Origin of the sequence: Rhodococcus sp. BH5, from assembly GCF_027583855.1 — a bacterium.
GTDB lineage: Bacteria > Actinomycetota > Actinomycetes > Mycobacteriales > Mycobacteriaceae > Rhodococcus_F > Rhodococcus_F qingshengii.
Genome location: NZ_JAJHVW010000001.1, coordinates 307,920 through 329,257 on the forward strand (window position 1 = coordinate 307,920; position 21,338 = coordinate 329,257).

At 64.3% G+C, this 21,338-nt stretch carries 20 protein-coding genes; 1 reads left to right on the plus strand and 19 read right to left on the minus strand.

Annotation, left to right across the window (positions count from 1 at the left end; translation table 11 throughout):
* Positions 1-15 precede the first annotated feature (15 nt).
* The 6 genes from RhoBH5_RS01255 to fmt all read right to left on the minus strand — a co-directional run bounded on the left by RhoBH5_RS01255 (position 16) and on the right by fmt (position 5,195).
* A complete protein-coding gene (locus RhoBH5_RS01255; protein WP_003944892.1) occupies positions 16-624 on the minus strand; it encodes a riboflavin synthase in 609 nt (202 codons plus the stop codon).
* A 5-nt stretch (positions 625-629) separates the two neighbouring features.
* Positions 630-1,682 (minus strand): bifunctional diaminohydroxyphosphoribosylaminopyrimidine deaminase/5-amino-6-(5-phosphoribosylamino)uracil reductase RibD, encoded by a 1,053-nt coding sequence (gene ribD / locus RhoBH5_RS01260; protein WP_030536416.1) that lies wholly within the window; start codon positions 1,680-1,682, stop codon positions 630-632.
* An 8-nt stretch (positions 1,683-1,690) separates the two neighbouring features.
* Positions 1,691-2,374, minus strand: coding sequence for a ribulose-phosphate 3-epimerase (gene rpe / locus RhoBH5_RS01265; RefSeq protein ID WP_270007871.1), 684 nt, complete (start codon positions 2,372-2,374; stop codon positions 1,691-1,693).
* A gap of 64 nt (positions 2,375-2,438) precedes the next feature.
* Entirely contained in the window at positions 2,439-2,786 is a 348-nt protein-coding gene (locus RhoBH5_RS01270) for an MmcQ/YjbR family DNA-binding protein (RefSeq protein ID WP_064075326.1), read from the minus strand.
* 40 nt (positions 2,787-2,826) lie between these two features.
* The gene (locus tag RhoBH5_RS01275; RefSeq protein WP_118607253.1) at positions 2,827-4,275 is read right to left on the minus strand and encodes an RsmB/NOP family class I SAM-dependent RNA methyltransferase; all 1,449 of its coding nucleotides are present in this window, start codon (positions 4,273-4,275) and stop codon (positions 2,827-2,829) included.
* Positions 4,272-5,195, minus strand: a complete 924-nt coding sequence (gene fmt, locus RhoBH5_RS01280; protein ID WP_007727991.1) for a methionyl-tRNA formyltransferase — start codon at positions 5,193-5,195, stop codon at positions 4,272-4,274. Before fmt ends, RhoBH5_RS01275 begins: the two co-directional genes overlap by 4 nt.
* A 288-nt stretch (positions 5,196-5,483) precedes the next feature.
* Between fmt and RhoBH5_RS01285 the strand changes: the two genes are divergently transcribed.
* Positions 5,484-5,690, plus strand: a complete 207-nt coding sequence (locus RhoBH5_RS01285) for a hypothetical protein (protein WP_003944900.1) — start codon at positions 5,484-5,486, stop codon at positions 5,688-5,690.
* Positions 5,691-5,747: 57 nt separating this feature from the next.
* Here the strand turns inward: RhoBH5_RS01285 and RhoBH5_RS01290 are convergent, their stop codons facing one another.
* The 13 genes from RhoBH5_RS01290 to RhoBH5_RS01350 form a co-directional block, all read right to left on the minus strand.
* Positions 5,748-6,767: an esterase/lipase family protein gene (locus RhoBH5_RS01290; protein WP_270007872.1), complete on the minus strand. Its 1,020-nt coding sequence runs from the start codon at positions 6,765-6,767 to the stop codon at positions 5,748-5,750.
* Positions 6,768-6,861: 94 nt separating this feature from the next.
* Complete coding sequence (locus RhoBH5_RS01295; RefSeq protein WP_442972449.1) at positions 6,862-7,530, minus strand: PadR family transcriptional regulator; 669 nt, start codon at positions 7,528-7,530, stop codon at positions 6,862-6,864.
* Positions 7,531-7,702: 172 nt separating this feature from the next.
* Positions 7,703-9,721, minus strand: a complete 2,019-nt coding sequence (locus RhoBH5_RS01300) for a primosomal protein N' (protein WP_081557843.1) — start codon at positions 9,719-9,721, stop codon at positions 7,703-7,705.
* Between the two features lie 25 nt (positions 9,722-9,746).
* Complete coding sequence (gene metK / locus RhoBH5_RS01305; protein WP_003944827.1) at positions 9,747-10,961, minus strand: methionine adenosyltransferase; 1,215 nt, start codon at positions 10,959-10,961, stop codon at positions 9,747-9,749.
* Between the two features lie 188 nt (positions 10,962-11,149).
* Positions 11,150-12,448 (minus strand): bifunctional phosphopantothenoylcysteine decarboxylase/phosphopantothenate--cysteine ligase CoaBC, encoded by a 1,299-nt coding sequence (gene coaBC / locus RhoBH5_RS01310; protein ID WP_003944888.1) that lies wholly within the window; start codon positions 12,446-12,448, stop codon positions 11,150-11,152.
* Entirely contained in the window at positions 12,445-12,744 is a 300-nt protein-coding gene (rpoZ, locus tag RhoBH5_RS01315; RefSeq protein WP_003944996.1) for a DNA-directed RNA polymerase subunit omega, read from the minus strand. The genes coaBC and rpoZ overlap by 4 nt, the downstream gene beginning before the upstream one ends.
* Positions 12,745-12,842: 98 nt before the next feature.
* Complete coding sequence (gene gmk / locus RhoBH5_RS01320; RefSeq protein WP_003944801.1) at positions 12,843-13,442, minus strand: guanylate kinase; 600 nt, start codon at positions 13,440-13,442, stop codon at positions 12,843-12,845.
* Positions 13,443-13,478: 36 nt separating this feature from the next.
* The gene (mihF, locus tag RhoBH5_RS01325) at positions 13,479-13,799 is read right to left on the minus strand and encodes an integration host factor, actinobacterial type (RefSeq protein ID WP_003944825.1); all 321 of its coding nucleotides are present in this window, start codon (positions 13,797-13,799) and stop codon (positions 13,479-13,481) included.
* A 369-nt stretch (positions 13,800-14,168) separates the two neighbouring features.
* Positions 14,169-15,368, minus strand: a complete 1,200-nt coding sequence (locus RhoBH5_RS01330) for a glycosyltransferase 87 family protein (protein ID WP_225320370.1) — start codon at positions 15,366-15,368, stop codon at positions 14,169-14,171.
* A gap of 57 nt (positions 15,369-15,425) precedes the next feature.
* On the minus strand, positions 15,426-16,247 hold the full coding sequence (pyrF, locus tag RhoBH5_RS01335) for an orotidine-5'-phosphate decarboxylase (protein WP_270007873.1): 822 nt from the start codon (positions 16,245-16,247) through the stop codon (positions 15,426-15,428).
* The gene (carB, locus tag RhoBH5_RS01340; RefSeq protein ID WP_003945010.1) at positions 16,244-19,600 is read right to left on the minus strand and encodes a carbamoyl-phosphate synthase large subunit; all 3,357 of its coding nucleotides are present in this window, start codon (positions 19,598-19,600) and stop codon (positions 16,244-16,246) included. Before carB ends, pyrF begins: the two co-directional genes overlap by 4 nt.
* Complete coding sequence (carA, locus tag RhoBH5_RS01345; RefSeq protein ID WP_270007874.1) at positions 19,600-20,775, minus strand: glutamine-hydrolyzing carbamoyl-phosphate synthase small subunit; 1,176 nt, start codon at positions 20,773-20,775, stop codon at positions 19,600-19,602. The genes carB and carA overlap by 1 nt, the downstream gene beginning before the upstream one ends.
* Positions 20,772-21,338, minus strand: a complete 567-nt coding sequence (locus tag RhoBH5_RS01350; protein ID WP_003944773.1) for a PH-like domain-containing protein — start codon at positions 21,336-21,338, stop codon at positions 20,772-20,774. Before RhoBH5_RS01350 ends, carA begins: the two co-directional genes overlap by 4 nt.

The window sequence follows — 21,338 nt, forward strand, 5'->3', positions numbered from 1 at the left end:
CCGATCAGCCTGGTCCTACCGACCGGCAGAGTGAAGCCGCTCGACGTACTTGGCGATCACGTCCACCTCGAGGTTGACCGGCGTACCGACCACAGCGGTTCCGAGCGTCGTCAACTCGAGCGTTGTCGGGATCAGCGAGATCTCGAAGTACTCGAACCCGCGGTCTCCGCCCAGCGCGGAGACCGTCAGCGAGACTCCGTCGACGGTGATCGAACCCTTCTCCACGACGTAACGGGAAATGGAGTCGGGCAGTGCGATCCGCACTACCTCCCAGTTCTCGGACGGCGAGCGGGAAATGACGTGGCCTGTTCCATCGACATGCCCTTGAACCAGGTGGCCGCCGAGTCGGCTGTTCAGCGCCGCGGCACGCTCGAGGTTGACGCGAGAGCCGACATCCAATTTCGCCAGGCTCGAGCGGTTCAGGGTTTCCTGCATGACATCTGCGGTGAACGAACCGTCGGCAAGCACGTCGACCACCGTCAGGCACACTCCGTTGACCGCGATCGAATCACCGTGACCGGCGTCGGAGGTGACCAGTGGCCCGCGCACCGTGAAACGTGCAGCATCGACCAGTTCTTCCTTGGCGACAATTTCGCCGAGTTCTTCCACAATTCCTGTGAACACGCGCCCTACTCCTCGTTCCCCGGAGCAGAACTCTCCGGAACCAGACTCAACAAAATATCGGGGCCGATCGTTACCGCAGACTCCAAACGGAATCGGTGGGCGTCGGTGATGGTGTGCACTCCGGCATCGACGAGTGCGGAGGCGCCCGCGCCGAGCAGGATCGGAGCGATGTATGCCTCTATGACGTCGACATATCCGGCGGCAAGGAATGCTCCGGCCAGACGGGGCCCACCCTCGAGAAGTACGTCCGTGTACTCCCCCAACGCCTCGACTACTTCGTCGATGTTGTCGGTGTTGAGCACCAGAGTCGGTGCGGTGTCGTCGAGAATGCTTGCCGTCGAGGGTATTTCGCGCTTTCCGACGACGACGCGAACGGGCTGGTGCGCCGCGAGCTCACCGGTGGGCTGACGTGCGGTCAGCCACGGATCGTCGGCAAACACGGTGCCGGTACCGACCACGATCGCATCGATCTGCGCTCGCTGCGCATGCACGCGCGCCCTCGCCTGCGGACCGGTGATCCACTGACTCGTTCCGTCCTCGGCGGCGCTGCGTCCGTCCAGACTGGCCGCGTACTTCCACGTGATGTGCGGGCGACCGGTGCGCTGTTTGTGCAGCCAGGCCCGCAGTGGACCAGCTTCCACCTCGGGTGCTCTCAGTCCGGCCGTGACGCTGATTCCAGCGCGCATGAGCGTCGCTGCGCCGCCGGAAGCCTCGGGATTGGGATCACCGACGGCGTAGACAACCGCCGAGACTCCGGCATCGATCAATGCCTGTGAGCAAGGGCCGGTTCGCCCCTGGTGATTGCACGGTTCCAGTGTCACCACTGCCGTACCGCCACGCGCTGCATCGCCGGCCTCGTCGAGAGCCACGACCTCCGCGTGCGGTCCACCGGGCGGTTGCGTCATACCGACGCCCGCGATGGTTCCGTCGGCAGCGAGGATGACCGCGCCGACCGGTGGGTTGGGGCTGGTGAATCCGCGCGCGGAATCAGCTGCGGCCAGCGCGATCTGCATCGCGGCGTCGAGATCAGCCGTCGACGCCTGTCCACCCTTTGCCATCGAGCGGCTCAGACCGACAGCGTCAGGTGCGGCGACGCCGAGGCGGCCTGCGCGCGCAGCTTGCGCACCGCCTCACCGGGATCACTCGCTCCGTACACCGCCGAACCGGCGACGAAGCAGTCGATCCCTGCTTCAGCGGCCTGCTCGATCGTGGAAGCGTTGATGCCGCCGTCGATTTCGACAAGGAGCGTCAGCTCACCCGAGTCGACGAGCTTTCGAACTGCGCGTGCCTTGTCGAGCACGTGAGGCATGAAGGACTGACCACCGAATCCGGGTTCGACGCTCATGATCAAGAGGGTGTCGAAGTCCTTGAGGATTTCCAGGTAGTCGTCGATCGGGGTTCCAGGCTTGATGCTCAGCCCCGCCTTGGCACCAGCTGCACGAATATCGCGGGCAACCGAACGCGGATCGTCGGTGGCCTCGGCGTGAAACGTGACGTTGTACGCACCGGCCTCGGCGTACGGCGGCGCCCAGCGCTCCGGATTCTCGATCATGAGATGGCAGTCGAGCGGAATATCCGTCGCCTTCAGCAGACTCTCGACCACCGGCAGACCCAGCGTGAGATTGGGAACGAAATGCGCGTCCATCACGTCGACGTGAAGCCAGTCGGAGCCGGACACGGCAGTCGCTTCATCAGCGAGTCGAGCAAAATCTGCGGACAGAATGGACGGTGCAATCATCGGGGAAGCCACGACGCCGAGTTTAGCTGTGTCTCATTGCCGACCGTGCATGCACATCGGAGCCGGTGCAATCAGATCAGTTCTTGACGACGGTGTGGAGCTTTCGCACCTTGGCCGGTGCCTTGATCCGCCACGCGTCTTCGAGCATCTCACCCAACTGCACCTCGTCGATCAGTTCGAGGTGCACGAGGATCGAGCCGTGCCCGTGATAGTGATCGGTGGTGAAGAAAGCCGACTCGCCACTGGCGAGTAGCGCCTCCTTCTCGTCCAGACCGCACATCACGACCAAAGCGCCCTCCGCTTCGGTGCGGAGCCGTGCAAAAGTTTTACCTGCCACCTTGAGTGCCGGGGTGTTGTACGAGGTCGACTCTTCCACGGAGGGAAGAGCCGAACCCAGTACTACAACCTGTTCCCACGTAACCATGTAGGCACCATACGACTACCGATGCCCAGAAGTCATCCGATCAGGCCAGCGGCTTGCGCAAAGCGGCCATGAACATAGCGTCCGTGCCGTGTCGATGCGGCCACAACTGAACCGACGATCCGTCTCCGACGTCCGGGACACCTGGCACCAATTCCTTGGTGTCGAGTTCCAAGACGCCATGACGCCGCACCGCATCGGCGACCACTGCCAGCGTTTCCGACAAGTGCGGCGAGCACGTGGAGTACAGCACCACTCCGCCGGGGCGAACCAGTTCGATTGCGGCAGCAAGCAATTCACGCTGCAACTTCACGAGCGGAGCCACATCGGACGGCTGGCGACGCCAACGTGCCTCCGGGCGCCGACGCAGCGCACCCAACCCGGTGCAGGGAGCGTCGACGAGGATGCGGTCGTATCCGGGTTCGAGCCCGGATTCGCGGCCGTCCGCCACGTGTACGTCCACGGGAAGCTCGCGAGTGGTCTTGCGAATCAACTCGGCACGGTGTTCGACGGGCTCGACGGCGTCGAGTCGCCCGCCTTCGATACCGGCGAGAGCGCCGAGAAGCGCTGCCTTACCGCCCGGACCTGCGCAGAGATCGAGCCAGCGTCCGGAGTCTTCACCTTCAAGAGGAGCAATGCTGAGGGCGCGGGCCACCAGCTGACTGCCCTCGTCCTGCACGCCCGCCAAGCCTTGGCGGACCGCCTCGAGCTGTCCGGGGTCACCGCCGTCGAGATGCACGGCGTACGGCGAGTACGGCCCGATCTCGCCGCCGGTCACCAGTGCTAGCTCCTCGGCGGAGATCTCGCCGGGGCGGGCGACGAGGTGTACTGCAGGGCGGGCGTCGTCGGCGATCAGGACGTCTTCGAGTTCACCGGCAGCAGCGCCGAGCGAGTCGGCAAATACCTGCGCGATCCACAGGGGGTGAGCGTGCTCGAAGGCGAGCCGGCCGACCGGGTCCTTCGGGGCCAGCAGCTCGACCCACTCCTCCTGGGTGCGTTCGGAAACACGGCGCAGGACCGCATTGACGAATCCTGCTCGGCCCTGGCCGTTTTCGGCGCGGACCAGATCGACCGAGGTTGCGACGGCAGCGTGCGGTGCGACACGAGTGCGCAGCAATTGGTACGAGCCGAGTCGGAGTACATCGAGCAGCGTTCCGTCGATCTCTTCGATCGGCCGACCCGCTGCATGGGCGATCACCGCATCCAGCAGTCCCTGAGCACGTGCCGCGCCGTACGCCAGTTCGGTTGCCAGCGCAGCGTCGCGTGCGTCGAGTTTGCGGTCACGCAGGAGCCCTGGCAGAACCAGGTTCGCGTACGCGTCACGCTCACGGACCGCGCGCAGGACGTCACGCGCCGCCAGACGCGGTTGATCGAGCCCGGCGGTTGCCGGATCAGGCCGCTTGGCCTGCTTCGGCTTGGTGTTCTTGGCGCCGCCGCCGTTCTTGGCTCCGGGACCCTGTGTCCGCCGTGCCGGTCGTCGTGATTCGGTCACTGTGCTCGTACCTCCGCGTCGAGTCGGGCACCGCGTGCCCAGTCCCCTGCCGACATCAATTTCTTGCCCGGGGGCTGAATCTGCCCGAGTCGCACCGCGGTGGTCGCGGTACCGATGTACAGACCATCCTTGCGTACCGAGATCTCACCGACTGCCAGGGTCTCGTCCGTGACGGTGATCGGGCCGACCTTGACTCGAAGATCACCGATCATCGTCCAGGCCCCGGGTGCGGGTGTGACGGCTCGGATATGCCGGTCCACTGTGCGAGCGGGCAGTTCCCACCGCACGCGGGCCGCGTCCACCGTCACCTTGGGGGCATACGAGACGCCGTCGGCAGACTGCGGAACCGCGTTGATCTCGCCGGCCTCGAGTCCGTCGAGTACCGATTCGAGGAGGGCAGCGCCGTTTTCCGCGAGACGTCCGAGCAGGTCGCCCGCCGTATCGGTGTCGCGAATCCGCTCGGTCATCACTCCGTACACGGGGCCGGTATCCATCCCGGCTTCCAAACGGAACGCGCTCGCACCCGTCACCTCGTCACCGGCACTGATCGCGGCCTGCACCGGCGCGGCGCCGCGCCACGCGGGAAGCAACGAGAAATGCAGATTGACCCAACCGTATTTCGGAATGTCGAGGACGTTCTGTGGCAACAGGTTTCCGTAGGCGACGACGGGTGCACAGTCCGGTTCGAGGCGGGCGAGTTCGGCCGCGAAGTCGGGATCGGACGCCTTGGCCGGCGTCAGCACCGGGATGCCGTGCTCGTCGGCAAGCAGACCGATCGGCGATCGGGTGACTTTTCGACCGCGGCCCGCCACAGCGTCCGGACGCGTGACGACGGCTACCACTTCGTGGTTGGCGGATTCGATGAGCCGACGCAGTGAAGGAACCGCGGGTTCGGGTGTTCCGGCGAACACGACGCGCATGTCAGCTCTCCCGTTTCGTTGGGCTCTTCGGACTCTGATCAGCCGATCGGCCTGTCGAACGCGGTGGACTGCAACTCACGAAAATGCTCCCGGATGTGTCGGTGGGTGGAACTGTCAGTCTAAGGACTGCGAGAGCTACGACCTACCTCGCGCCACACCAAACCACTTTCTCAGCAATTTCTTTGATCAGAACCCTGCACATTCACCGGTCCTCGGTATTGACTGTTTCTGTCGTCGCCACTCGGCGGAGGCTGATACGGGATACACCGATCACACGGAGGAACTTAGATGGCAGGCATCGACAGTAAGTTCGACAAGGCCTACGCAGGAAAGTCCGTCGAAGAATTGGCGGACGCCCCGGTCGCGGCACTCAACGGCGTAAGCGATTCGGACGCAGAACATTTGAAGGCAGCGTTCAACATCAAGACCGTCCGCGACCTCGGAACGAACAAGTTCTTCCTGTGGGCGCAGGCCACTGCCAAGCTCGCCGAGTAAACATCCCGACCCACGTGATCTCGGTGCTCACGAGTTAGCAGCTCACGAATTTGCAGCTCACGAATTTGCGTCGATGACCACTTGCGGAATATCCGTGCCGAGCGGCACCGCGCTGCACGAAGCGTGCCGCTCGGCATCGGGGTCGAGGACCGTCCGGATGACGTCGATCACGTAGGGGTCGTACGGCATGCGGAAGTGGCCGGTCAGGTTCGACGGGCACAGATCCTGGAGGACGATGTTTTCTGCACCGGCATCGCGGAGCGCGATGTTCGAGGACGGCTGGATCATCTCGTCGACAGTGGACCCGATGGTCGTGTAGCGCACTCCGGGTACGGTGTCGCCGCCGTCGTTGAGGGCGTTCAACATATCCGACCCCTGCATCTGCTCACGGACAGCTCGCGAAAAGACGTCTTCGACAAAGTCCTCTCCGCCGGGGATCGCGCGGACGATCGGAACCAACCCGAACATCACCCCGCCGTAGGTCGGCGAAGCCAAACCGACCCAATGATCGACGTAGGCGTCGCCGCCCATCTTGTTGACGTAGTACCGCGTCACCGTCGCGCCTTGCGAATAGCCGATGACGTCGACCTTGTCCGCGCCGGTCGCGGTCAGCACCTGATCGACGAAAGAACCGAACGCGGTGGCACTACCGACTATGTCGCCGACGCCGTAGGTCTCGTGTGCGACGTCCCCGTCTTCTTCTTTGATCGCACCGCCGTAATTGAGGGCGAAGACGCAGTAGCCGTCAGCTGCCAGTGCCGGCGACAGGGCCGCCCAATCCGCGTACGCCTCGGTGTCGGTTCCGTGGGCGAGTACAACCGGTCGGGGATGCGTGGCGGAAGGCTCACAGCCGAAATCGTTCGATCCGGCAGGTGCGGATGCTGGATGAGCATGCGCATATGCCGTAGCAACGGAACGGGTCGCCTGACCCGGACCGACGTCGAGAGGAACGTCCATCGCGTCGGCACTCGCAGACGGAAGCGTCGGTGCGGCACCCGATATAGCCGGCGGTGCTCCGATCAGCAGCGCCACTGCTACCGAAAATGTCGGTCCCACAGACCGTTTGACGCCAGACATTGTTCCTGCTCCTGCTCTGATCCTACGAGGGAGCTGACCGTAACACCAGAAACTTCGAGGCGCATACCCTACCGAACAGTAGGTATCCGACGTCTCAATTGCCGCCTTCATCGGCGTCATCACCGGCAAGCACTCGGTAGAGCGATTTGCGCGCCTCGACAAGCACGTCGGCTGCGGCCTTGACCTGCGCTGGTGTGCCTACAGCAGCCACTTGACCGGCCGCGCCCATCAGCTGGCCGATCAGTTCTCGAAGGTCCTGCTCCGGCTCCCCTACGCTGAGACGAACGTCATCCCACGGCGCCCCGAGATCGGCGCGATGTTCCTCGACGTACGCGACGCCTTCTTCTGTCAGCTTGGCGGTCTTGCGGCCGGCAACCTTTTCGATGATCACCAGTCCTTCGTCCTCGAGTTGGGACAGCGCGGGATAAATGGAGCCCGGACTCGGCTTCCAGACGCCGCCGCTGCACTCGACGATCTGCTGAATCAATTCGTAGCCGTGCATCGGCTCTTCCGCGATCAACAGCAGAATCGCAGCGCGCACATCTCCTCGACGACCTCGTCCGCCACGTCCTCGCCCGCGACCGAACTGAGCGCCCGGACCGAAGCCGGGGCCGGGTCCGCCGTCTGGACCGAAACGCCCCCGCCGATGGCCTCTGCGTGGCATGTCACCGAAGCCCGGCCGCTCGTGCGGTCGACCGCGTCGTCCACCGTCTCGATCGCCGGGACCATCGCCCGACGCGCCGTCGTCCGTCGGCACCCACATCACAAATGGTGGCCGTTGCTCACGGCCGAAACCGCCGAAGAAACCGCGCCGGCCGAACATCCCCTCGTTCGGGAAACTTGCATCCATCGTCGAACCTCCATCACTATCGTTGATAGTTCGACGATATATCGTCATATCGGGTAGCGCAAGGATTCCTCCGACAACTCGAAACTCAGCCGATGCGGCGTGGGTCGATCTGAATGCGGACCGGACCCGAAGACTTCCGCGCACTGCGCGCGGCCCTCGCATGTGCCAGAGCGTCCGCAAGGCCGCGACCGTCCTTGCGTGGAACGCGGACCAGCATTCGCTCCGGCGCGACACCGCTCTCGTCCTCACCGGAATACGGAAGCCTCTCCCCCGCAGGCAATTCCACTGGTCCGAGCAGTACAGCACTTGCCGGCAGATCAGCTGAATCCACCAACTCCGCAATTGCCGCGGATCCACCGTCGATCGCAGCCATGTGAACGGCCGGAGGAAAGCCGACCTCGTCCCGTTCCTCGAATTGAGACTGTGCGTGCCCCACTGGATCCCATCGGACCAACGCCTGCACCGTCGGGATACCCGAGTCTGCGACAACCACAACTTCACCGCCTTCGGACAGCGGAATCACCATGGCAGCAGCCGACATCCAGCGTCTGAGTGTTTCCTCGGCGGCGCGAAGATCGGGCCGGCCGAGCAGTGCCCAACCGTCGAGCAAGAGCGCGGCGCCGTAGCCGCCGGTCATCACCGGCTCCGCACCCACTGTCGAGACCACCAACGCGGGCCCGTGTGGCAGTTCCTTGACCACATCACTGCCCCCGGACAGAACAACTTTCACACCGGGAAACGCCCGCCCGAGTTCTTCGGCGGTCCGGCCGGCACCGACCACCACCGCGCGCAACGCTTTCGCCCCGCACGCGTGACATCGGTAGGCGGCATCGGCAACCCCGCACCAGCGGCACGCCGGTGTCCCGGCGCCGTCGGGACCTGCCGCAGCGGGAAGAGCCAGTGGGCCGTTGCACCGACGGCACCGTGCCGGGGCACGGCACTTTCCGCAGGCCAGGGTCGGTACGTACCCCCGCCGAGGCACCTGTACCAGGACTCCGTTGCCCTCACCCAGAGCGCGCCGGGCGGCCGCGAATGCAATAGCGGGCAAACGAGCCGCTCTGGCTCCCGGATCGCGGGCCAAGGCTTGATCGCTGTCGGCAAGCGCGGTGATCTTGGGTGCGTGGGCACGAACGACGTCCCGCGTAGCGACCAGATCGTGCGCCCATCCCGAGTCGACGAGTACCTGCGCTTCTGCCGTACGGGAGAACCCACCGATCACGACGGCGCACCCGGCGACGTAGCCACGCAGGACGGCAACTTCGCGGGCATGTGGATACGGCGACCGCGGCTCGGACAAGTTGTCGTCGCCGTCGTCCCAGACGACGACAAGACCGGTCTCGGGCGTCGGCGCAAAAACAGCACTCCGCGTGCCGACGACGATCCGGGCGGTCCCGCGCAGTGCAGCGAGCCACCTCCGATATCGCATGGCCGGCCCCAGGCCCGCGGACAGACCTACCACCGCATCCGCTCCGGAGAGTTCGGTACAAGCGGCGACGACGCGGTCCAGGTCGCGTTGATCGGGCACAACCAGGATCGCGGATTTACCACTTGCCGCTACGGCCCCGGCCAGTTCGGCCAGGCGCAGTGGCCAGTTTTCACCAGGCAACGCCTGCCAGACCGCACGTGGGCTTTTCGACTCGCGAATCGCGGACAGGAAGGCGTCACCGAATCTGTAGAGATGCCAACCATTTTCGATCGGTTCAGGAGCGGACGGCGGCTCGGCGGGCCCCCACGGTTCCGCCTCGACCTTCGCGTGCCGCGGCGGTACCGCCAAACGGAGAACATCGGCACGGGTTCCGGCATAACGCTCCGCCACACGATCGACGACTTGCGCGATTTCGGCCGTCAGGACCCGCTCGGACGAGATGACGCGTTCGAGCCAGCCGAACTTCCCCTGATGGTCACTGGTCGCCTCGCGCGAGACGATGAAACCGTCCACCAGACGACCAGCGAAGCGGATGCGCACCCGGACTCCGGGCTGCGCATCCGCTTCGAGTTCACGAGGAACGAGGTAGTCGAATTCACGGTCGAGGTGAGCGAGCGGGAGCATCGGCAGCACCCGGGCGACCGGATCGACTTCTGCCGCTACTCTTTCCGCGCCCACCCGCGCCCCGTCTGTACGTCAGTGATCAGAGACCAGCTGCGCTACGCAGCTTGTCGGCGCGATCGGTGCTCTCCCACGGGAGGTCGATATCGGTGCGACCGAAGTGACCGTATGCCGCCGTCTGCGCGTAGATCGGGCGCAGCAGGTCGAGGTCGCGGATGATCGCTCCCGGACGCAGGTCGAAGATCTCGGTGATCGCCTTCTGGATCCGTGCCGGATCGGTCTTCTCGGTGCCGAAGGTTTCGACGAAGAGTCCGACCGGAGCTGCCTTGCCGATGGCGTAGGCGACCTGAACCTCGATGCGGTCGGCCAGACCTGCGGCAACAGCGTTCTTGGCCACCCAGCGCATGGCGTAGGCAGCGCTGCGGTCGACCTTTGACGGGTCCTTGCCGGAGAACGCGCCGCCACCGTGGCGAGCCATTCCGCCGTAGGTGTCGACGATGATCTTGCGGCCGGTCAAACCGGCGTCACCCATCGGGCCACCGAGGACGAACTTGCCCGTCGGGTTCACCAACAGACGAACATCGGAGGTGTCGAGATCGGTGAGGTTGACGTCGGTCAGCACCGAGTGAAGCACCTTCTCGCGAAGATCGGGCGTCAACAGGTTGTCGAGGTCGATGTCAGCGGCATGCTGGGTGGAGATGACCACGGTGTCGAGACGGACAGCCTTGTCACCGTCGTACTCGATGGTGACCTGGGTCTTGCCGTCCGGGCGCAGGTACGGCAGCACGCCGGACTTACGGACCTCGGTCAACCGGCGAGAGAGACGATGAGCCAGCGCGATGGGCAGCGGCATCAGTTCCGGCGTGTCGGTGGTGGCGTAGCCGAACATCAGGCCTTGGTCGCCCGCACCCTGACGGTCGATCTCGTCGTCGCTGATTCCGTCGACGCGAGCCTCGTGCGAGTGATCGACACCCTGCGCGATCTCGGGCGACTGGGCGCCGATCGCGACGTTGACGCCGCAGGAGTTACCGTCGAAGCCCTTTGCGGAGCTGTCGTAGCCGATTTCGAGGACCGTGTCGCGCACGATCTTCGGAATGTCCGCGTACGCAGTGGTCGTGACCTCACCGGCTACGTGAACCTGGCCGGTGGTGACCAGTGTCTCGACGGCCACGCGGGCGCGCGGGTCCTGGGTGAGCAGCGCGTCGAGGATCGAGTCGCTGATCGCGTCACAGATCTTGTCCGGGTGCCCCTCGGTGACGGACTCGCTGGTGAATAGCCGACTGCCGGACTTGCTCACAGATCTCCCTCTCGACGACTGAGTTCTTGACTACAGCTTATTGAAGTATCCGAATCACCGTTCGGTGACCGTTTTGTCATGCTTTGTTAGCTGGGGGCTGAGCCGACGATAACGGTTGGACCGCCTGCGCAACACCCTTGTACTCACCCGATTATCGTGGGGTAACTCTCACCACCGGGCGCGTGTCGCTACTCGGGAAAGAGCTTGACCAGGGCGTCGAGTACTCGACTGGCCATCAAAGCCTTGGATCCGTGTTCGAGAGCGGACTCCGAGCCGTCGGAACCGAGCAACCAACCGTCGTTGTGATCGACCTCGAACGCCTTGCCCTCGCCGACCGCATTGACCACGAGGAGATCGCAACCTTTGCGGGCAAGCTTGGAGCGGGCATAGGTGAGAACGTCACCATGGGCGTCACCGGTCTCAGCGGCGAATCCGACGATCACCGTTCGAGCATCCAAGTCGCCGTCACGACGCGCTTCGACGAGACCGGCGAGGATGTCGGCATTTCTGGTGAGGCTGATCGAGTCGGGTTCGTTTGCGCCCTTCTTGATCTTGCTGCCTTCGACGGTGGTGGGGCGGAAGTCCGCGACAGCCGCAGCCATGACGACTCCGTCGTGTCCCGGTGCGTGCTTTTCCACTGCCAACCGGAGATCTTCGGCCGTCTTGATGTGCACGACGTCGACAGCGGCGGGGTCGGCGAGATCAGCCGTGTACCCGGCGATCAGTGTCACGTGCGCGCCGCGTTGCGCGGCAAGACGGGCGAGCGCGTAGCCCTGCTTGCCCGAGCTGCGATTACCGAGAAAGCGCACGGGATCGAGCGGCTCGCGAGTACCGCCCGCGGTGACCAGAATGCGGCGACCCTCCAGGTCGCGCGGCAACGCGTCCGAGCGCTCGAGGAGCAACGATGCCAACCCGACGATCTCGTCGGGTTCGGGAAGTCGACCGGCTCCGGTGTCTTTCCCTGTCAAACGCCCGGAGGCAGGTTCGATCACGTGGACGCCGCGCGAACGCAGTGTCGCCACGTTCGAGACCGTTGCGGGGTGCTCCCACATCTCGGTGTGCATTGCTGGGGCGAAGACAACCGGACAGCGCGCGGTCAACAAAGTGGCCGTCAACAGGTCGTCTGCGCGACCCATGACCGCTCGCGCCATCAGATCAGCGGTTGCCGGCGCGATGACGACCAGATCGGCTTCCTGTCCGAGACGGACATGCGGAACCTGCGGGACGTCGTTGAAGACGCCGGTGTGAACCGGGTTGCCGGAGAGTGCTTCGAACGTCGCGCGCCCGACGAACTCCAGAGCGGATTCGGTCGGAATCACGCGGACGTGATGACCGCTCTCGGTGAAGCTGCGGATGATCGAGCACGCCTTGTACGCGGCGATACCCCCACCGACACCGACGACAATGCGCTTACGTATCGATGTGGGCGCGTCGGACACTCCCCCGACACCCGAACGAGGTTCGGGTGCGGCAGATGTGGTGCTCACTCGCCTTCGGTGTGCTCGAGGAGATCAGCGTGGATTTCACGCAACGCGATGGACAGCGGCTTTTCCTGCAGACCGGGCTCGACCAGAGGTCCGACGTATTCGAGGATGCCGTCACCGAGCTGGTTGTAGTAGTCGTTGATCTGGCGCGCGCGCTTGGCTGAGTAGATGACCAGGGCGTACTTGGAAGAGGTGCGTTCGAGCAACTCGTCGATCGGCGGGTTGGTGATGCCGAGCGGGGTGTCGTAGGCAGGCAGAGCGCCCTGACCTGCTGCGGACGCGGCTGAAGTGCTGCTCACTCTTGTGTCTCCTGAATTAGATCTTCATTGAAGAACTAGTTTTATCGATCCGGATATCTGAGAAACGGGGTGGAAATCGGTTCCCGAAGGGTGCGGAATCAGTTCCCAACCAACAAGGATACCAACTCATCGCAAGCACGGCTTACATCCTCGTTCACGATGACCGTGTCGAACTCGTCCTGTGCGGCCAATTCCACTCGGGCCGTCTCGAGTCGGCGCGCCACGACGTCTTCCGTTTCGGTTCCACGTCCGGTCAGCCGTTGCACCAGAACGTCCCAGCTCGGTGGAGCCATGAACACCAACAGAGCCTCGGGCATCGCCTTGCGGACAGCTCGTGCTCCGGCGAGATCGACCTCGACGAGAACGGGCTTTCCAGCTTCGAGCGCTTCTTCGACCGGAGCTGCGGGGGTGCCGGAGCGCTGCAGGCCGCCGTGGATTTCCGCCCATTCGAGAAGTTCACCGGAGTCGATCATCCGTTGAAATTCTTCACGGGAGGTGAATCGGTAGTCCTTGCCGTCCACTTCACCTGGACGGGGATCGCGAGTGGTCGCCGAAACACTGAAAACGAGTTCAGGCAACCGAGTTCTCAGCTCGCGAACGACGCTGGACTTACCGACAGCCGAAGGGCCGGCCAGTACAACCAGCCGACCCCTCCGCACTGCGGTCTTGCTCTCTGACACTGTTGCGTCAGCAATCATCAGACACTGCCGCGTCAGCAATCATCACTTGTCGGCTCAGGCCTCGAAGTCGAACTTGGTGAGCAGAGCCTTGCGCTGCCGATCACCGAGGCCACGAAGGCGACGGGTCGGTGCAATCTCCAGCTCGGTCATGATCTCCTGAGCCTTGACCTTGCCCACCTTGGGCAGCGCCTCGAGCAGTGCCGAAACCTTCATCTTGCCCAAGATTTCGTTGTCTTCGGCGTCCTTGAGGACCTGCTTGAGGTCGGTGCCGCCACGCTTCAGGCGCTCCTTGAGCTCAGCCCTGGCCTTGCGGGCAGCAGCTGCCTTCTCCAAAGCAGCAGCGCGCTGCTCATCAGTCAACTGGGGAAGGGCCACGGTTCCTCCGTCTCGTCGTGTGCAAATTTTGTCTATTCCGCTGATAACCAGCAGCGATAGCGACCGTACTCACGCCTGGCGCGAATTGCTAACCCACCCCCCGCGGTCCGATGCAGATCGCGGTGGGTTATGCGCGTCGAATCGATGTCACGGATCGTCACCGTTTTCGGCTGGATCGAGACGAATTCGACGCCACACGAACGTGCGTACAGTACCGAAATAGACTGTAACACAATGTATTTCGACCCATAGCGTGCGACACCCCCGTGCGAGTGTGCGAAATCGTTACCTGCGGGAATGAACGTGGTCGCCGACACATCCAAAATTTTCGAGCATTTTCGGCGCCTATGCGCGTGTCGCGGCCCGTTTTCAGGTCTGCAGCGACGATTTCGGATCGCCGGCGTCGACCGTCTCGGGTTCGATGCGACTCACGCCGGGGGCGGCCAGAGCGAGCACTACCGCGAGGCTCGCCCAGAGCAATGAATTCTCCAGCACGAAGCCGACTACCGGGATATCCATGTCCGCGCCGACTCGAGGAAGCCGAAACAGCACTACGACAGCGGTGAGACCGATCGCGATCCAGGACCACACAGGGACCGATCGAGTGCCCTCCCCCACGCCAGACTTGATCGGAACGAGGAGTACACCCACCGCCGGCACCAACCACACGAAGTGGTGCGTCCAGGCAATGGGAGTCACGATTGCCGCCAGCAGAGCCACCACCGTGAAACCGGCGAGATCGCCCCGCAGGCGCTGAGCGCGCCGCGTCGCGACAATTCCGAGGACACCCAACACCGCACAGGCGACGAGCCATGCCGGACCCACCAGGCCCTCGGGAAGTAGCCGCAAGGCCATTCCACGCACGGACTGGTTACCGAACACGGACGGGTCACCGACGGCGACGCGCCCCGAGAGTGAGGCGATGTCGCCGAAGTAGTCGATCGTCTGGCGCGGGAGAACCGCAAAGCCCAGAGCCGTGGCGCCGAGGAAGCCGGCGAGGCCGCCCGCAACTGCTTTCCAGCGCCCGGTGATCACGTAGTAACCGATGTAGACGAGTGGCACCAGTTTGACCGCGCCGGCGATCCCCACCAGCACGCCCTCGGGAATCCACCGTGGTCGAGCCAGCACGTCGATCAAGCACAGGAGAGTCAGAAACAACCCGACCTGGCCGTACCCGAGGTGATCGGAGATCGGCGATGCCGCCGTCCACAGGACCAGGAAACCCACGTAGACGACGACTGGCCGCTTACGTGTGAACGGGACTTCGCGATAGCTGAGCACGATGATCGCGGCCAGCATCAGGAGGCTGACGAAACTCCATCCCCACTGGACCGCACCCCAGGAACCCAGGGCGACGGGAACGGCGACGAGCGCAGCGAAGGGCGGATACGTGAACGGCAGTCTCGCGTTGAACGACTCGTCGTACAGGTTCGAGCCGTCGAGGACGGCCTGACCCGCCGTCCGGTACACGGCGAGATCGTCGCCGTGTACGCCGGTGACGGATTGGAACCCGGTGGCCAGCAGCGCGCACGCCGCGACGAGAAGTCCGATCTGCCACCAACGATTCACCGACGGACGGTACCACCGGGTTCCACCGCTCGAACGAGCCTCGAGGTCACTCACGGATCAGTTCGCCAATGCGGCTTCGATCTCGTCTCGGTCACGCATTGCTGCCTCCCGAAGTGCCGATACCGAAGGACCATGCTTGAGCACCCCACGGGAAGTGTTCGGCAGCAGGAGCTCGGTCGATCCCGCGAAGATGTCTGCGAGATCCGCTGCCGTCGCACCCTGCGCGCCGAGTCCCGGAGCGAGAATCGGGCCGTTGAACTGCGACAGGTCCAGACCGTGGTCCCGAGTTGCACCGACCACCAGTCCGACGGTCTCACGGCCGTCGACGTTCGCATCGACCGCAGCGTCGACGATCGACTGAGCCACGCTCACACCGTCAGCCGACGACTGTTGAAGTACGCCGCCTTCCGGATTGGAGGTTCGTGCCAGGACGAAGATCCCGCGTGCGTTCTGCCGTGCCAGTTCGAGTGTCGGAGTCAGCGCCCCGAATCCCAGGTACGGCGAAACGGTGACCGAGTCGGAGGCCAACGGCGAATCACCCAACCAGGCTTGCGCGTACGCGTCCATCGTCGAACCGATGTCACCGCGCTTGGCATCCGCGACGACCAGCGTTCCCGCATCGCGAAGAACCGAGATGGTCCGCTCCAACACGGCGAAGCCGGCGCTGCCGTAAGCCTCGAAGAACGCAACCTGCGGTTTGACCAGTCCGACCTCACCGGTGAACGCCTCGACGCAGATCTCGGCGAAAGTCTCGAGACCTTCGGCCGTACGCGGCAGTCCCCACGCGTCGAGAAGCGCGGGATGCGGGTCGATACCGACGCACAGCCGCCCCCGGTCCGCGATCGCGGACCGGAGACGCTGCCCCCAACTGTGACTCACGACTGCTGTGCCGGCTGACGAAGACCTGCGTGCAATTCCTGCAGGGAGTGAACTCCGATGTCGCCGCGAATGGCTGCTTCGATGCCCTGCACGGCAGCCGAGGCGCCCTGCACCGTCGTGATGCACGGGATGTTCGACGCAACCGCTGCGCTTCGGATCTCGTAGCCGTCGACACGCGGGCCGTTGTTGCCGTACGGCGTGTTGATGACCATGGCGACCTCGCCGCTGCGGATCTGGTCGACGATGGTCTCGGCACCGGCCGGAACATCTTCACCCGACTGCTTGTACACCTGCTTGCACTCGATACCGTTGCGCCGCAAAACATCTGCGGTTCCTTCGGTGGCAAGAATGGTGAATCCGAGGTCTGCCAGGCGCTTGACCGGGAAGATCAGCGAACGCTTGTCCTTGTTGGCGACCGAGACGAACACCGCGCCCGTGGTGGGCAACGAACCGTAGGCGGCAGTCTGCGACTTGGCAAAAGCCGTACCGAAGTCGAAGTCGATTCCCATGACTTCACCGGTGGACTTCATTTCCGGGCTGAGCAAGGTATCCACGCCGGTACCGTCGGCGCGGCGGAAGCGGTTGAACGGCAACACAGCTTCCTTGACCGCGATCGGTGCACCGGCCGGGGTGTTTCCGCCGTCGCCCTTCGCCGGCAGAATGCCGCTCGCACGCAGTTCCGCGATGGATTCGCCGAGCATGACGCGGGCGCATGCCTTGGCCAGCTGGACGGCCGTCGCCTTGGACACGAACGGAACCGTGCGGCTGGCGCGGGGATTTGCTTCCAGCACGTAGAGGATGTCGTCCTTGAGGGCGTACTGGACGTTGAGCAGGCCCTTGACGCCGATGCCCTTCGCGAGAGCCTCGGTGGAGCGGCGGACGTTCTCGAGATCCGCCCGGCCCAGTGTGATGGGCGGGAGCGCACACGCCGAGTCACCGGAGTGAATGCCGGCTTCCTCGATGTGCTCCATGACGCCGCCGAGGTACACCTCGGTGCCGTCGCACAGAGCGTCGACGTCGATCTCGACCGCGTCTTCGAGGAAGCGGTCGACCAGGACCGGACGATCGTCGGAGATCTCCGTGGCGCGCGAGATGTAGTCGGCGAGGGAAGCCTCGTCGTAGACGATCTCCATGCCGCGTCCACCGAGCACGTACGACGGACGCACCAGCACCGGGTAGCCGATACCTGCCGCGATCTCGCGGGCGCCGTCGAACGTGGTGGCGGTACCGAACTTCGGTGCGGGCAGACCGGCTTCGGTCAGTACGCGGCCGAATTCGCCGCGGTCCTCCGCCAGGTCGATGGCTGCGGGGCTGGTTCCCACGATGGGGACGCCGGCAGCTTCGAGACGCTTCGCCAGTCCGAGCGGGGTCTGGCCGCCGAGCTGGACGATGACGCCGGCAACGGTGCCCGACTGCGCCTCCGCGCGGTAGACCTCGAAGACGTCCTCGAACGTCAGCGGCTCGAAGTACAGGCGATCAGCGGTGTCGTAGTCCGTGGAGACGGTCTCGGGGTTGCAGTTGACCATGACGGTCTCGTACCCGGCCTCGGACAGCGTCTGCGCCGCGTGGACACACGAGTAGTCGAACTCGATGCCCTGACCGATGCGGTTGGGGCCGGATCCGAGGATCAGAACCTTGGGTCGCTCGGTCTGCGGAGCAACTTCGGACTCGGCCTCGGGATCGAGCTCGTAGGTCGAGTAGTGGTACGGCGTCTTGGCCTCGAACTCTGCGGCGCAGGTGTCGACGGTCTTGTAGACGGGGCGCACGCCCAGCTGATCACGCAGAGCGCGAACGGCGTCCTCACCTGCGTGAGTGTCACCACCGAGTTCGGGGCGCAGAGCCGCGATCTGGCGGTCCGAGATGCCGTGGTACTTGGCCTGACGTAGGGAAGCCTCGTCGAAAGACTCTGCAGCGCGCAGCTTTTCACCGAGCTCGTGAATCTGCTGGAACTGGTCGAGGAACCACGGATCGATCTTGGTGGCGTCGAAGAGCTGCTCGACAGTTGCTCCGAGCGCGAATGCCTTCTCGATGCCGTACATGCGGCCGTCCTGCGGAACGCTCAGATCGGCGAGCAGTGCATCCAGGCTCTCCGTCTCGATGTCGGCGCCGGTCCAGTAACCCGCACGCTTGGTCTCGAGCGAACGCATGACCTTGCCGAAAGCCTCGGTGAAGTTGCGGCCGATGCTCATGGCCTCGCCCACCGACTTCATCGTGGTGGTCAGAGTTCCGTCGGCACCGGGGAACTTCTCGAAAGCGAACCGCGGAGCCTTGACGACGACGTAGTCGAGTGTCGGCTCGAAGCAAGCCGGGGTTTCCTTGGTGATGTCGTTGACGATCTCGTCGAGCGTGTAGCCGATGGCAAGCTTGGCCGCCATCTTCGCGATCGGGTAACCGGTCGCCTTCGACGCCAGAGCCGACGAGCGGGAGACACGCGGGTTCATCTCGATGACGACCAGGCGGCCGTCCTTCGGGTCCATCGCGAACTGGATGTTGCAGCCGCCGGTGTCGACGCCCACCTCACGCAGAATGTCGATGGAAAGGTCGCGCATCGCCTGGTACTCGCGGTCGGTCAGCGTCATCGCCGGGGCGACGGTGACCGAGTCTCCGGTGTGGACACCGACCGGGTCGACGTTCTCGATGGAGCAGACGATCACGACGTTGTCGCGACTGTCACGCATGAGCTCGAGTTCGTATTCCTTCCAACCGAGGATGGATTCCTCGATCAGGACGTTCGCCGTCGGCGACGCGGCCAGACCGCCACCGGCGATGCGGTTGAGATCGTCGACGTCGTACGCCATGCCGGAACCGAGGCCGCCCATGGTGAAGGACGGACGCACGACAACCGGGTAACCGAGTTCGGCGACCGTGGCGTGTACTTCGTCCATCGTGTAGCAAACTGCGGACTTCGCGGATTCGCCACCGACCTTGGCGACGATGTCCTTGAACTTCTGGCGATCCTCGCCGCGCTGGATGGCGTCGAAGTCTGCGCCGATCAGTTCGACGTCGTACTTCTCGAGGATGCCCTGCTCGTGCAGCGCCACTGCGGCGTTGAGCGCAGTCTGACCGCCGAGCGTCGCGAGGACGGCGTCGATCTTGTTGCCCTGCAAGGCTTCCTTGGCGATGACCTTCTCGAGGAACTCGGCCGTGATCGGCTCGACGTACGTGGCGTCGGCGAACTCGGGGTCCGTCATGATGGTGGCCGGGTTGGAGTTGACCAGGCTGACGCGCAGGCCCTCCTCCTGGAGGACGCGGCAGGCCTGGGTGCCCGAGTAGTCGAACTCGCAGGCCTGACCGATGACGATCGGACCGGAGCCGATTACCAGGATGTGCTTGAGATCTGTACGGCGTGGCATTAGTTCTTGACTCCGGTTTCTTTCCGTGCGGAGAGCAGGCTGGTGAAGCGGTCGAAGAGGTACGCGGCGTCGTGCGGGCCGGCTGCCGCCTCGGGGTGGTACTGCACCGAGAAGGCCGAATCGTCCAGCAGGCGAACACCTTCGACGGCTCCGTCGTTGGCGCAGGTGTGGCTGACCACCGCGCGGCCGAACGGGGTGTCGAATTCCTGACCGGCTTCGCCTTCGAGCGCGAAGCCGTGGTTCTGAGCGGTGATCGCGATGCGACCGGTCTGATGCTCGATCACCGGGATGTTGATTCCGCGGTGGCCGAACTTCATCTTGTAGGTGCTCAGGCCCAGGGCGCGGCCCAGGATCTGGTTGCCGAAGCAGATACCGAACAGCGGCAAGCCCTGTCCGATGACCTCTTTCGTGAGGTGGACTGCGCCGTCGGCGGTGGCTGGGTCACCGGGACCGTTGGAGAGGAACACTCCGTCGGCCTTCAGGTCGAGGATCTGTTCGAGACTCGCGTTGGACGGCAGCACGTGGACGCGAATACCGCGCTCGGCGAACATGCGCGGGGTGTTGGTCTTGATACCGAGGTCGATGGCGGCAACCGTGTACAGCGCCTCCCCGCCCTTCGGCTCGACGACGTAGCCGCTGGTGGTGCTGACCTCACCGGCAAGATCGGCGCCGAGCATGGTCGGCTGATCCTGAACCCGTCGGACCAGTTCGTCATCGGCGGCGATGGCTTCACCGGAAAAAATTCCGGCCTTCATCGAACCGCGAGTACGCAGGTGGCGAACCAGGGCGCGGGTGTCGATCCCGGCGATTCCGACGATGCCCTGCTCTTCGAGCTTGGCCTGGAGCGAACCGGTTGCACGCCAGCTCGAGGTGACGCGCGAGGGGTCACGAACGACGTACCCGGCAACCCAGATCTTGGCGCCGGCACGCTCGCCGGTCGGTCCGACCGACTCGTCGTCTTCGTCGTTCCAGCCGGTGTTGCCGATCTGCGGTGCGGTGGAGACGACGATCTGGCGGTGGTAGCTGGGATCGGTGAGCGTTTCCTGGTAGCCGGTCATTCCGGTGCTGAACACCGCTTCGCCCAGGGTCTGTCCAACCGCACCGAAGGTGGTTCCGCGGAACACCCGTCCGCCTTCGAGGACCAGTACTGCGGGGCTGTTGTCAAAGCCGCTCATGCGTTCTTTCCGTTCTGCTCGATGTCGCCAGAGCTTGCGTCTTCGTTGTCATTCGTCTTGTTCGAAGCGGTCTTGTTCGAAGCAGTCACCGGCTTGACCCAGTCCGGATAAACCGTCTTGTCGTCACCGCGCACGCCCGTGTCGATCTCGGTTCCGCTCGGCAATTCCCAGCGAATCACCAGGACGCCGTCCTTGCTCATGACCTTGCCGGCAAGACCGTTCTCCGTGCGGATCGCGCGGATCGACTTCTCCGGAATCCAGATGGCCGACGCGCCGTCACGCTCGACCAGAATTCCGCCGCTGTAGCGGCTGATCTCGCAGGTGGCGCGGAAACCGAGGTCGCCGACGGCGATTCGGTCCTGCCAACTGGGTGCGATGGTGCTGCCGACGTACAGGCCGGTGGTCGGCAGGACGAGCAGTTCACCCAGGGTTGCCGGTACCGTCGGCAGTTCGCCGATCTTGTCTTTCTGGCGTCGAGCGCGTCCACGCCAGCCGACGTACATCAGGCCGATCATCGCGACCCAGAAGATCGCCAGACCGATGATCCACAGTGCTCTGTCCAT

What these genes read in the sequence shown, in the direction of transcription:
- ribD (WP_030536416.1), bottom strand. Translation starts at nt 1,682, where the DNA reads ATGGCAAAGGGTGGACAGGCGTCGACGGCTGATCTCGACGCCGCGATG.
- RhoBH5_RS01270 (WP_064075326.1), bottom strand. Translation starts at nt 2,786, where the DNA reads ATGGTTACGTGGGAACAGGTTGTAGTACTGGGTTCGGCTCTTCCCTCC.
- fmt (WP_007727991.1), bottom strand. Translation starts at nt 5,195, where the DNA reads ATGCGCGTCGTGTTCGCCGGAACACCCGAACCCGCGGTTCCTTCACTG.
- RhoBH5_RS01285 (WP_003944900.1), top strand. Translation starts at nt 5,484, where the DNA reads ATGGCAGGCATCGACAGTAAGTTCGACAAGGCCTACGCAGGAAAGTCC.
- RhoBH5_RS01290 (WP_270007872.1), bottom strand. Translation starts at nt 6,767, where the DNA reads ATGTCTGGCGTCAAACGGTCTGTGGGACCGACATTTTCGGTAGCAGTG.
- RhoBH5_RS01295 (WP_442972449.1), bottom strand. Translation starts at nt 7,530, where the DNA reads ATGTGGGTGCCGACGGACGACGGCGCGTCGGGCGATGGTCCCGGCGAT.
- gmk (WP_003944801.1), bottom strand. Translation starts at nt 13,442, where the DNA reads ATGATTGCTGACGCAACAGTGTCAGAGAGCAAGACCGCAGTGCGGAGG.
- carB (WP_003945010.1), bottom strand. Translation starts at nt 19,600, where the DNA reads ATGCCACGCCGTACAGATCTCAAGCACATCCTGGTAATCGGCTCCGGT.
- carA (WP_270007874.1), bottom strand. Translation starts at nt 20,775, where the DNA reads ATGAGCGGCTTTGACAACAGCCCCGCAGTACTGGTCCTCGAAGGCGGA.
- RhoBH5_RS01350 (WP_003944773.1), bottom strand. Translation starts at nt 21,338, where the DNA reads ATGGACAGAGCACTGTGGATCATCGGTCTGGCGATCTTCTGGGTCGCG.